The organism is Spirosoma endophyticum, assembly GCF_900112365.1.
In the GTDB taxonomy this organism is placed as follows: Bacteria; Bacteroidota; Bacteroidia; order Cytophagales; family Spirosomataceae; genus Spirosoma; species Spirosoma endophyticum.
In genome coordinates this window covers 230,201-242,476 of sequence record NZ_FOLQ01000004.1, presented here as the reverse complement: position 1 = coordinate 242,476, position 12,276 = coordinate 230,201, and the positions used below count along the sequence as shown (strand labels likewise).

Genomic DNA, 12,276 nt, shown 5'->3' with positions numbered 1-12,276 from the left:
CAAGCAGGGGACCCGTTTTGCGGTCCCTTTTGCCTTTTTAAGGGCCTGTGTTTACAGTTATAAAATTACACAAAACTGTGTAAAAAACAAGCCCGCTTTGTAAGTATTTTCGTGGCTGGATAGAGGGGGTAATTCGGTGCTTACGGGTGCCTTAGGCTTCATTTTTGGCGGCTTCCAAGCCATCTTCATCCACACTTTCCGTTTTTATCGTTTTTTACACAGAATAATGTAATTTATGGCTATTCACCTCCGCCTGCAGCAACTAATTGACACACTCGACATTAGCGTGCTGGAATTTGCCCGGCAGTTGGGGGAGCATCGGGGCGAAAAAGTTTATCATATTTTGCATGGTCGGCTGAAGCCTCGTTACGACACCCTCGAAAAAATTTTAATGGCCTATCCGCAGGTCAATGGAGACTGGCTTATGCGGGGTGAAGGGATGATGTTTAAGGTCATGAATTCGCCGTCGGCGGCCATCACGACTGAGGAGCGGCTCCGTAATGTAGAATTTCTGCTCTTTCAGCTCAACGAGCGCGTCGCTTTGCTGCAACAAACCAATGATCAATTGCTGGCGGAGTTGAAGGGATTGGGGCGAGGGGAATGGGGCGCGGAGCATGGGTCATCGAAATGAGCGAAGTTGCTTCTTACCTATGCTCTCTGCCCTGCACCCCCTGCCCCTTGCCCCACGCCCCTCGCTAAACAACCTCCCGCGTTTCGGGTTATATAAAAAAACACGTAACGCTATGGCAACGACATCACCATTCGATCCAGATAAAGTTGATCCCGAATTCTATTCGAAAAACCCGCAGCAACACGGCGATTCCGATTTCGGTCGCGAATCAGAAGGGGTTGGCACGAATTCTTATAAAGATTCTTCGTCGGGCATGGATATGGACACCGAGAATTTAGACATAACACAAGACACACGTGAGGCTAACCTTGGCGTAGGTCGCGCGGGTGAGCCACATAACAGTAGTCTTGGCACCGACGAGGAATGGGACGTTAACGCTGACGCTATTTCTGAGGTACCGAAAGGCCAAATGATGAGTGACGAATCTGCAAAGAAATTAAGCGAAGTGGCAGAAAATCCATCCGATGATGCTTTGTTCCACCGGGCCGACGCTACGTATCTCGAAGAAGGCGACGACCCAAATGCTGGCTACGACCCTCACAATGTGGGCTATGACGGGAAGGACAAAGAGACGTCGAAATAAAGTACTGCATATAGTTGAGTAAATCAGGCGACCGGGAATGACCCGGTCGCTTTTTTTATTTGGTAGCATAAACTCATCAGACATCTTTATGATGAAGATTCTTTCGTAAACTTGTCGTTTAATTGTTTAGCCAAGGGAGAACGTCTCCACCCTACTGTTTTGCTCATCGAAACCCGTGCCTATGCCCGGGCGGGCTTGCTCGGCAACCCGTCCGACGGCTTTTTTGGTAAAACCATTGCCATTACCGTCCGCAATTTTGGGGCGTCTGTTACGCTCTATCCTTCTCCCGAACTGCAGATTGAACCTCAGCCACAGGATACGAACATATTCCGGAGTTTGCATCATCTGCGCGATTCTGTCAGTATGCTGGGTTATCATGGCGGTGTTCCATTGCTGAAGGCTGCCATTAAAAAGTTTGCCGAGTACTGCGAAGCGGAACAGATTCGATTACCCAATCAGAATTTTTCGATTCGCTACAATACATCCATTCCCCGGCAAGTTGGCTTGTCGGGTTCCAGCGCGATCATTGTGGCTACGTTCCGGGCACTCATGCAGTTCTATGGTGTCGAGATTCCGCTGCCCATACTACCAAATTTAGTGCTGGCCACAGAATCCGAAGAGCTGGGTATTACGGCTGGTTTACAGGATCGCGTTATTCAGTGTTATGAGGGGTGTGTTTACATGGATTTCGATCGTGCCACTATGGAGAGCCAGGGATATGGCCACTACGTACCGCTAGATTCGCGTCTACTGCCTAAACTATACATTGCCTACAATACAGACCTTGGCAAACAATCGGGGCGTGTGCACAACGATGTAAAGGCGCGGTGGCTAAAGGGAGAGCCAGGCGTGGTTGAAACTATGAATGCGATAGCCGACGTAGCGCGCGAGGGGCGGGAAGCTATGCTCCGGCAGGATACCAACGCGCTGAATGAACTTGTCAACCGTAATTTTGACCTGCGTTCCCAGATTTATACCATCAGTGATCGGAATCGAAGCCTCATCGAAACGGCACGCGCCTGTGGTGCATCGGCCTCTTTTACGGGTTCAGGCGGCTCCATTATCGGTCTTTACCGTGATGATGCCATGCTGAACCGCCTGTTTATTGAACTTAGAAAAGTAAATGCCCGCGTTATAAAGCCTTATGTAATGTAGCATGGGGCTTAGAGCATGGAGCACGGGCAGCAATTTTCCCGTTCTCCGTGCTCCATGCTCCATCCCCCACGCACAAATCATGATTAAAAAAGCCGTTATTCCCGCTGCCGGACTTGGAACCCGGTTTCTGCCTGCCACCAAGGCCCAGCCTAAAGAAATGTTGCCCATTATTGACCGCCCTACCATTCAGTATGTGGTGCAGGAGGCCGTTGATTCGGGTATCGAAGATATACTGATTATTACGGGTAAGGGTAAACGGGCGATTGAAGACCATTTCGACCGTAATTTTGAACTCGAAACCCGGCTCGAAGAAAAAGAAGATCAGTTGCTTCTCGATGAAATGCGTCGGCTTTCAGACATGGCCAACCTCCACTACGTTCGCCAGCGCGAGTTGAATGGGCTAGGTGATGCCATTCGATACGCTCGCCATCACGTGGGTGATGAACCGTTTGCGGTGTTACTGGGCGACACCATTATGGATTCCGTTATTCCCGTTACGCAGCAATTGATCGATACGTATGCGCAATACGGCTGTTCGGTCATTGGCGTTGAGGAGGTACCTCACGACAAGGTTAACCGATATGGGATTGTGGGTGGCAGGTCCTTGAGCGACCGAATCCTGGAGTTAGAAACATTGATCGAGAAGCCTTCCCTAGAGGAGGCTCCGTCAAATTTGGCTATTGCTGGTCGCTACATATTGACGCCCGAAATTTTTTCTATGCTGGAACAAACGCCAGCTGGAAAAAACAACGAGATTCAACTAACGGATGCCTTATTACTGTTGCTAAAGCGTGAAAATTTATACGCTCATCGGATTGAAGGAAAGCGCCACGATATTGGAAATAAGCTCGATTTTCTGAAGACAACCGTTGAATTTGCCCTCAAGCGGCCGGAATTTGCCGATAAATTTCGAGCTTTTCTGGAAGAAATTATTCGGAAAAACTAAAGAAGGCCCCGCACTACGGGGCCTTCTTTAGTAATAATCGAGACCGGGTTATTTATTGAAATAATCAATTCGAACACCACTTGAATTATTGTTGGCCTGCTCCTCATCGCCACTTCCTCCAACAATGATCTGACTGAAGGTGAGGGTGCCTTTGGTTTGACCAGGTGTTAGTACCCCTGTTAAGCCAAAGGCGAGCTTACTGCCTCCCTGAATGGCCTGATTCGTCGTCAATATGTAGTAGGAAGGATTACTGTTATTAAAAGTCCAGACATTATTCTGGACGCTGCGGCCACCTATATCTGTGGCAGCCGGATTGAAACTTAGTGTGACTAACGGATCTTTACTGACATAAACCGTAATCTGTCCGCTGGTTGTTCTGGAATTTACTTCTACAACATTGACCACGAGCGAAGAGTTAGAAGTGCCGTATTGAGTAGACGGTAGGGCGTAACTGATGGGTATCAGATCAGGAGAGGTTATGGGTGCTATGGGCTCCATTGGATAATAGATAATATTGCGGCCGTCCAGAAAACGAAGTTCATACCATAAACCTGCTCCCGTGTCCCCCTGTCGACGTATCGAGTATCGGTATAATCCCGGCGATACACCGCCGAGCCCTGCCGTTATCGGCGGATAATTTCGGATATAATTGAAATCGCCAAACGAATTATAATCGGGCGATTGATTACTGGGTGGGACAAAATTCCAGCCCGAATCAGAGAAACTACCTCCATCGATACGTTCAATTCGAACTTCTACAGGGGCTGTTGCCTGTACCACCGCATAAAAACCATAGGTACCCGCTTCATACCGATACCCCCATTTTTGGATAACTGGATCGCCCGTACCACCACTGGCCGTAGGCAGGCGGAATATGGCAAAGGCAGGACTGGGTGTAGCCGACTGCTGAACGTTAAATGGCTCACCTAATGTCCCAAGTAGGACCGGATGGGTAGAGCGGGTACGCAGTCTATACTGGCCATTGGCTAAATCGGTAGGGATGGTTATCAGGATTGGATTGTCAGTACTGGGGGCAGATTCGTAGACGGTGGCTCCATCGCTTACGCGCACAATCTGCGCAACGTACTGATTATCTGACTCTTGGGCATCGCTACGTACCGAGGCTACCGCAATGGTTTCTCCTTGCCGACGGGTGAGTGGTAAGGTATACCCGCTGGTGATGAGGGCTGCTGGATCATTGGGCAAAAAGGGGGCCGCATTCTGAAAAAAAGAACTCGATAAATTTTGATCCCACTGGTCTGTAAAACGATACAGGCCCGCGCCTTTAAAGTGCGTATAATCAGGGCGATTGTCAGTGCCGGTAATGTTGTCGGACTCTGGCCCCGGAAAGACATTCGGTACGGCTGAAATGAGTTGGTTCTGAGCCGCAATAACGTTCGGATCGGACACGCCATCAATGTAACTTGCCCGCGACATCATCCAGGGAAGCGAGTTGCCCCCCAGTTGCTGCCGGCTTTTCTCAATCACGTACCTGATATTGTTGAAATACGTTGTTGTAGGCGTACCTCGGTCACTCTCACCCTGATGCCAGAGAACGGCGCGGGCACCAGTACGAAGAATGTAATGTAATAAGGTTGCACCCAGCCGACGATAAACGGATGAGTTTGGCGTGGTGCCAATGGTGCCCGCTGCCGACAGGTTCCATTGACTACTACTGCTACCGCCTAAGGCTGCCCCCAAAAACAGAACGGGTACATTGAGCCGCTGCACAAGCCTGTCACCTAATATACCCCATATGTGTGGCGGCTGACTTGGCCCAATATTCGTTCCATAACTAACATGGCTGAACCTAAGTGGCAATGTCTGCTCACTCAGGCTGTCTTGCTGGAGATCCACACAAGACACCCGATCATCGGATGCACCGGGCACTCGTTCAAAACCACCGAATACATTTGACTGGCCTGCAACAACAAACACTTCGCCAACACCCACGCGATTTACCTGCGTTTGAGTTAGCACAGTTGATCCCGCTTTAGCCCGCACATCCAGACGATACCAGCCTGCTGCTACGGTTACCTGCCCCCGAAAAGCCGATGATCCACTGAGTAAACCCAGGGATGTCCAGGCTGTTTGACTTCCTTGTCCTGTAGTCAGCGGTACAAACCGGGCTTCGACGGTGGTAGTCGTTAACGGCGCTGTACCGGTTACCATAACAGCCGCCTGATTGTTTAAACCGCGTTGAAAAACCATTCGGGGAACTGGACTGGTAATATTAATTTGGGCAATCGTTCTGAAGGAGAAAAGAATAGTGATTGCAAGTATTAGTAGTCTAAGTGAACTTAATTTCATATGAATAAAATTGACTATTTAAAAACAAGAAAGTAGATTATGCCTGATAGACGTCTATTTTGGGCACATGAGAAGGATAAGCTCTGCCAATATGGGTTGTCAGTGGTTTAGGTGAGCGTTACGTAATTAATTGATTTATAGTGGACTAATAGTGCATATTTGTGTAAAAAAGAGTTGATTCACCTGGCTTGGTAAGAAGAAATCGAGACCTGTGATTTAGTGGATTGGCGAACCATGTAATTGACAAGCCGCAAGGCCTACAGAGAGATGATTACACGAATGAAATAGCGTCTATAAGAAATCATTTGTTCGCTATTTTTTGAAGTCATAATATATTTTCTGGTAAATCATAAGGCAATTTACTAGAAGGTAACTTATTTTTTACTCAATTGCCAATAAAATATCTTCCAGTAAATATGTAACTTATTGTTCGTAAAGCACTTACTTAATAAATAGTCATGGGTTATGTGTCAATAATTGCTATGAGTAGTACGTCTTTAGGGGCTTCCTTTCTGGTATTCTCAACCCTTCTTCAACTGATGGGATCAACAATTGGAGATGTATCCCCTGTACAAACAGAAAACCATCCGGTTGCCGCGAGGCCGAATATTGTTCTGATCGTAGCGGATGATCATGGTCGCGAAGCCGTTGGTTGTTATGGAAACCCTACCGTCCGAACACCCCATATTGACCAACTGGCAACCGAGGGAACCCGTTTTTCGCACGCTTTTTGTACAACGGCCAGTTGCAGCCCCAGTCGATCTGTATTATTAACAGGTTTGCATAATCATGCTAACGGAATGTATGGTCTGCAACATCAGGAGCATCATTTCAGCTCGTTCGACACAATACGATCATTGCCTGTTTTGCTGGAACAGGCGGGTTACCGAACAGCCCGGATTGGCAAACTACACGTAGCACCAGAGCAGGTATACCATTTCCAGCGAGTCCTCAAGGCTGGTGGCGTCAACGATCCGGCATCGATTGGCCGCAGCCCGGTGGAAATGGCCCGCGAGTGCTACCCGTTTATTGACGAAAAATCGGATAAACCGTTTTTTCTGTATTTCGCCACCGATGACCCGCACCGGAGTAATACCGTAGCACCTGATGGTTCACCAATTTTTGATGGGTCGAAACCTAACCTTTTCGGTAACCGGCCCGGTGGGTATCCACAGGTTGGTGACCATTTCTACCAACCCCGGGAGGTTCGAGTGCCAGCCTATCTGCCTGATACCAAAGCCTGTCGAACCGAACTGGCTCAGTATTACGAGGCAATCAGCCGTCTTGACCAGGGTGTTGGCCGCCTGATTGATTACCTGAAAGACACTGGTCGGTACGACAACACAGTAATTGTTTATTTATCAGATAATGGTGCTCCGTTTCCGGGATCGAAAACGAATCTATATGAACCTGGGATGCGCTTGCCATGTATTATTAAATTGCCGAAACCAGAGAGACCCGGGTTTGTGCAGGCGGCTATGATTTCATGGGCTGATATCACACCTACCCTGCTGGACATTGCGGATGCCCAGACTACTGGTGCACAACAACAGGGGCGTTCGTTCAAGGCTATTATTGAGCAGGAAGACGTAGCAGGCTGGGACGAAGTTTATGGGTCTCATTCACTGCATGAAATAACGATGTACTATCCAATGCGTGTGGTGCGCGAACGTCGGTACAAATTGATTTTCAACCTGGCTCACTCGTTGCCCTATCCTATGGCACTTGATCTTTATCAGTCGTTTACGTGGCAAGACGTTATCCAGACAAAGCAGAAACAATTCGGCAAACGAACGATTGTCGCTTATTTGCACCGACCTCGTTTTGAACTATACGATCTTCAGGCCGACCCGGACGAAATACATAATCTAGCTACGAATCCTGCGTATCGGGCTAAATTGACGCAGATGCAAGCTAAACTCAGACGCTTTCAACAGCAAACACAGGACCCCTGGATTGGTAAATGACTGCAGATTCTGGAAACTGAATACGAATTTCTCCAGGGTATTTTACAGACTTAAGTGCCACGTAGCATTGGCTTCACAACTAATCAGGCTATAATTTCTAAGCCTGATTAGTTGTCCAGAAAGAATCAGTAACCAAAAAAGTCAATTCTGTCGGTGTCTGAGTTATTCGTGATATTCACTTCACCACCACTGCCACCTACAATAGTGGCTCCCAGGGTTAAGGTACTCTTGGTCTGACCAGGCGAGTATACACCAGTAATGCCCACCGAAAGTTTGCCTCCAGCTTCAATTGCCTGGTTAGTAGTTAACACATAGAAGTCAGGATTGGATGTTGCATCAAAGACCCAGGCATTGTTTTGTACAGACCGATTACTTATGGTAGTACTAGCCGAAGAAAAGTTTAATTTGACAAGCGGATCTTTGGCTAAATAGAGGGTAATCAGCCCGTTAGTAGCTACCGAATTTATTTCGTAAACATCTACTACCATACCGAAATTTGCTGTACCATTCTGGTAATAAGATTGTGTGTAAACAATGGGAACCAAGTCGGGAGACATAATTTCCATACGCTGAAAGAGCGTATTCCGACCATCCTGTAAAGTAGTTTCGTACCAGAATCCTGCCCCTGTATCGCCCTGTCGTCGTACAGAAAGCCGATAGCGCCCTGGCTCAACGCCACCAGATGAAGGGTAAGGAGGGGGATAATTAAGAATCCTGTTATAATCGGCAAAGTCGGTGTAATCAGGCGCCTGATTACTGGGTAATGACAACTGCCAGTTTGAGCTATTAAAACCTCCTCCATCAATCCGCTCAACCCGCCCTTCTACGGGGACGCTGGATTGCGCTATTAAATAGAAGCCATGACTATCACTCTCATATCGATACCCGAATCGTTGTAATGCCGGATCAGCTACACCACCGACAATGGGGGCTACGATGGCTGGAGAATTAGTTGATGGTGAAGCAAAATAGTCTACCGTGAAGGGTTCACTGAGCGTTCCGGTTATGGCGGGGTGAGTCGAAACGGTTCGTACCCGATATTGGCCGTCGGCTAAATTTCCAGGGAGGGTTAATGTAAGCGGATTCGCCGTTCCCTGGGGCGATGAACTGACTACGCTATTGTCGGCGGCCCGCAGTAGCTCTACAAAATAAGCATTGTCCGCTTCATGAGCATCACTACGTAGGGAAGGTACCTGAATCGTTTCACCGGCCCGACGTTTTAGAGGAAGCGCATAACCGTCTGTTATTAATGCAGACGTATTAGGGGAGGAAAAGGGAACTGAGCGAGCGAAAAAATCGTCGGTCAGCGCCTGATTCCAGCGGTCTGTGAAGCGTGCCAGCCCATTGTTTGCAATGTGAACATTATCACCAAGACGATTGTCGGAGCCGATTAGATCGTCGGTAGATGGACCGGCAAATACGTCATTAACTTCCGAAACAAGCCGGTTCTGGGCCGCAATGACGTTGGAATTCGTTTGTCCCTGTGTATAACTCACCCGCGATATGACCCAGGGCAGTTGAGAGAAGCCTGTTTGCTGTCGGCTCTTCTGGATAATGGATTGAATATTGTTGAAATACGTTGCATTAGACGAACCAATATCGCCCTCACCCTGGTGCCAGAGAACGGCCCGCATGCCGGTTCGGGCAATGTAATGTTGCAAGACAACACCCAGACGCCGATATGGAAACGGCTGGCCCGATGCGTCTGTGACACCTGCTGCCGATTGTTTCCATTGGTCACTGGAGGAGCCAGCCTGAGCTGCTCCTAAAAAGAGAACAGGCACATTGAGTCTACTAACAAGTTTGTCGCCCAGCCCAGCCCAGATATGGGGAGGCTGACCGGGCCCAATGCTGGCGCCATAACTAGCATGGCTAAAAGCCAATGGTAACAATTGCTCATCAAGGCTGTTCTGACGAAAATCCAGGCAGGAAACCCGGTCATCGGCAGCACCTGGCTCGCGTTGAAAACCGCCAACTGCATTAGATTGTCCTGAGATAACAAATACTTCACCAACGCCCACTCTGGTGACCTGTGCCTGATCAACCACCACAGATCCTGCTTTTGATCGTACGTCGAGCCTGTACCATCCAGCTCTAGCTGTTATTAATCCCTGAAAAGCTTTAGACGAAGGTAAAAAAGCAAGCGTAGCCCAGGCTGTACTTTGCCCCTGGCCAGCAGCCATAGGCACAAGTCGGGCTTCGACTGTTGCCGCTGCCGAAGAAGCTAGTCCCGATATAACTATAGTGGCCTGGTTGGCCTGATTTCGTTGGAAAACCATCCGGGGAACCGGACTAGTAATGGTAAGTTGTGCAAAGGAAATGTTATGTGATAAACAAAACATAACACCCCAAAGGTAGAGGTTGCGTAGATTCATGCAAAGTCGTTGGATAAGCGGTAATAGGTAACATACACTACGTACTTACGCAGATTTGCACACTTCAGTTCTTAGGGCAACCAAAGATTAATCTACGTAATTACTGGTTAAGCTGGTTTGGTAAAATGTATTACTTTTTTCACCAGCTCATAGTTTACTATTCAAATATTATGACATCTGGTATTGGTTTCTTAAGAGGGAACCGCCGTAGTTTTTCACTTTATTCAACCAGGCTTTACTTGTACAGACGATGCACCAAACATAATGTCACGGCTGTATTTTTTTTGGAAGGTGTAGATAAAATACAAATATAGTCTAGCAAAAGTAAGCCAATATGACAATACTTTCACTAGACTATAGATGTATTTTTATATTTATGAGATATTATTAACTATTTATTCTCATTTAAGCTTTAATGGTAGCAATTTTTAACTCATTTAACTGTGCTTGGCTAATCGTTGATGGCGAGTCGATCATTACGTCGCGGCCCGAGTTATTTTTGGGGAAAGCAATGAAATCACGGATCGAGTCAGCGCCCCCAAAGAGCGAGCACAGTCGGTCGAAACCGAAGGCGATCCCACCGTGGGGTGGTGCACCAAATTCGAAGGCATCCATCAGGAAGCCAAACTGTGCTTTTGCTTCTTCATCCGAGAAACCCAGAATGCTGAACATCCGGGCCTGTAAGTTGCGGTTGAAAATTCGGATAGAACCACCACCCACTTCAGTACCGTTAATGACCAGGTCATAGGCATTGGCTCGAGCAGCGCCTAAGTCGGTGTCGAGCAAAGGAATATCTTCTGGTTTGGGCGACGTAAACGGGTGGTGCATGGCAAACCAGCGATTGTCTTCTTCGCCGTATTCCAGCAACGGAAAATCGAGCACCCACAACGTACTAAAAACGTTTGGATCGCGCAGACCTAGCCGACTACCCATCTCCAGACGCAGCTCGCTCAGTTGTTTGCGGGCTTTAGCACAATCGCCCGAAATAATCAACATCAGATCGCCGGGCTTGGCACCGAAGTGAACAGCCCAACCCTTTAGATCAGCCTCTGAATAGAACTTATCAACAGACGATTTCAAGGTGCCATCCTCGTTGTACCGAACGTAAATCAGGCCTTTCGCGCCAATCTGCGGGCGTTTAATCCAATCAGTTAGTTCATCGAGTTGCTTGCGGGTGTAATGCGCGCAACCCGGCGCGTTGATACCCACGACCAATTCGGCTGCATCAAATACGCCAAAGCCTTTGCCCGACGTCATGTCGATGGTATCGAATGGTCCTTTGATTTCCACGAATTCCATGCCAAAGCGCGTATCGGGTTTGTCGGAACCGTAGCGATGCATGGCGTCGGCGTAGGTCATGCGGGGAACTGTAGCCATATCAATGCCTTTGACCGCTTTGAACAGATGGCGTACCAGCCCTTCAAACATATTCAGAATGTCTTCCTGCTCCACAAACGACATCTCACAGTCGATCTGGGTGAATTCGGGTTGGCGGTCGGCACGAAGATCTTCATCCCGGAAACACTTCACAATCTGATAGTACCGGTCAAAACCCGATACCATCAGCAATTGCTTGAACGTTTGGGGCGACTGGGGAAGCGCATAAAACTCACCTGGGTTCATGCGGCTTGGCACCACGAAATCCCGCGCTCCTTCGGGCGTCGATTTGATCAGAACCGGTGTTTCAACCTCAATGAAATTCTGGCCATCCATGTACACCCGGGTTTGCTGGGCCATGCGATGACGTAGTTCGAGGCTCCGACGAACCGGATTCCGGCGAAGATCCAGGTACCGGTATTTCATGCGGAGATCATCACCTCCGTCAGTTTCATCTTCAATCAGAAAAGGCGGTAGTTTGGCCGGGTTCAATACCTCTAAAGCCGTCACCTTCAGTTCAATATCGCCTGTTGGGAGGTTTGGGTTTTTCGATTTCCGCTCGATCACCGTTCCCGTTGCTTTCAGAACAAATTCGCGGCCAAGCGATCGGGCAATAGTAAAGAGTTCGGGGGCTGTCTGCCCGTCTTCGAGCAAAAGCTGGGTGATTCCGTAGCGGTCGCGGAGATCAATCCAGAGTACACCGCCTTTGTCGCGGATAGTTTGGACCCAGCCAGATAGGGTGGCGGTTTTGTTGTCGTCGGTAAGGCGGAGTTCCCCGCACGTATGCGTTCGAAGCATTTTTTAATGAGCGAAAGAGTGAAAGAGTAGATGAGCGAATAAATGTCTGTAGCCGTATTTTCTCTGCTATTTTATCCATTCGCTCATCCACTCTTTAAATTCTGCCGCAAAGGTACGGACAAACCCACAAGGTT

General features: G+C 48.3%; 8 protein-coding genes. 5 read left to right on the top strand and 3 right to left on the bottom strand.

Annotation, left to right across the window (positions count from 1 at the left end; all coding sequences use genetic code 11):
* Window positions 1-235: 235 nt before the first annotated feature.
* The 4 genes from BM202_RS12960 to galU all read left to right on the top strand — a co-directional run bounded on the left by BM202_RS12960 (window position 236) and on the right by galU (window position 3,315).
* Complete coding sequence (locus BM202_RS12960; RefSeq protein WP_093826651.1) at window positions 236-631, top strand: helix-turn-helix transcriptional regulator; 396 nt, start codon at window positions 236-238, stop codon at window positions 629-631.
* Between the two features lie 112 nt (window positions 632-743).
* Window positions 744-1,214, top strand: coding sequence for a hypothetical protein (locus tag BM202_RS12955; protein ID WP_093826649.1), 471 nt, complete (start codon window positions 744-746; stop codon window positions 1,212-1,214).
* A 159-nt stretch (window positions 1,215-1,373) separates the two neighbouring features.
* A complete protein-coding gene (locus BM202_RS12950; RefSeq protein WP_093826647.1) occupies window positions 1,374-2,369 on the top strand; it encodes a mevalonate kinase family protein in 996 nt (331 codons plus the stop codon).
* 79 nt (window positions 2,370-2,448) lie between these two features.
* On the top strand, window positions 2,449-3,315 hold the full coding sequence (galU, locus tag BM202_RS12945; RefSeq protein ID WP_093826645.1) for a UTP--glucose-1-phosphate uridylyltransferase GalU: 867 nt from the start codon (window positions 2,449-2,451) through the stop codon (window positions 3,313-3,315).
* 48 nt (window positions 3,316-3,363) lie between these two features.
* Here the strand turns inward: galU and BM202_RS12940 are convergent, their stop codons facing one another.
* On the bottom strand, window positions 3,364-5,526 hold the full coding sequence (locus BM202_RS12940) for a sialate O-acetylesterase (protein WP_245776652.1): 2,163 nt from the start codon (window positions 5,524-5,526) through the stop codon (window positions 3,364-3,366).
* Between the two features lie 638 nt (window positions 5,527-6,164).
* On the opposite strand from BM202_RS12940, the gene BM202_RS12935 reads away from it, so the two are divergent.
* The gene (locus BM202_RS12935) at window positions 6,165-7,592 is read left to right on the top strand and encodes a sulfatase family protein (protein WP_245776651.1); all 1,428 of its coding nucleotides are present in this window, start codon (window positions 6,165-6,167) and stop codon (window positions 7,590-7,592) included.
* A 125-nt stretch (window positions 7,593-7,717) separates the two neighbouring features.
* Here the strand turns inward: BM202_RS12935 and BM202_RS12930 are convergent, their stop codons facing one another.
* Window positions 7,718-9,967 (bottom strand): sialate O-acetylesterase, encoded by a 2,250-nt coding sequence (locus BM202_RS12930; protein WP_093826639.1) that lies wholly within the window; start codon window positions 9,965-9,967, stop codon window positions 7,718-7,720.
* 405 nt (window positions 9,968-10,372) lie between these two features.
* On the bottom strand, window positions 10,373-12,142 hold the full coding sequence (gene aspS, locus BM202_RS12925) for an aspartate--tRNA ligase (RefSeq protein ID WP_093826636.1): 1,770 nt from the start codon (window positions 12,140-12,142) through the stop codon (window positions 10,373-10,375).
* Window positions 12,143-12,276 lie beyond the last annotated feature (134 nt).

Bases quoted from the DNA above. Each gene is read 5' to 3' on its own strand.
- BM202_RS12960 (WP_093826651.1), top strand. From the start codon at position 236: ATGGCTATTCACCTCCGCCTGCAGCAACTAATTGACACACTCGACATT.
- BM202_RS12955 (WP_093826649.1), top strand. From the start codon at position 744: ATGGCAACGACATCACCATTCGATCCAGATAAAGTTGATCCCGAATTC.
- galU (WP_093826645.1), top strand. From the start codon at position 2,449: ATGATTAAAAAAGCCGTTATTCCCGCTGCCGGACTTGGAACCCGGTTT.
- BM202_RS12940 (WP_245776652.1), bottom strand. From the start codon at position 5,526: ATGGTTTTTCAACGCGGTTTAAACAATCAGGCGGCTGTTATGGTAACC.
- BM202_RS12935 (WP_245776651.1), top strand. From the start codon at position 6,165: ATGGGATCAACAATTGGAGATGTATCCCCTGTACAAACAGAAAACCAT.
- BM202_RS12930 (WP_093826639.1), bottom strand. From the start codon at position 9,967: ATGAATCTACGCAACCTCTACCTTTGGGGTGTTATGTTTTGTTTATCA.
- aspS (WP_093826636.1), bottom strand. From the start codon at position 12,142: ATGCTTCGAACGCATACGTGCGGGGAACTCCGCCTTACCGACGACAAC.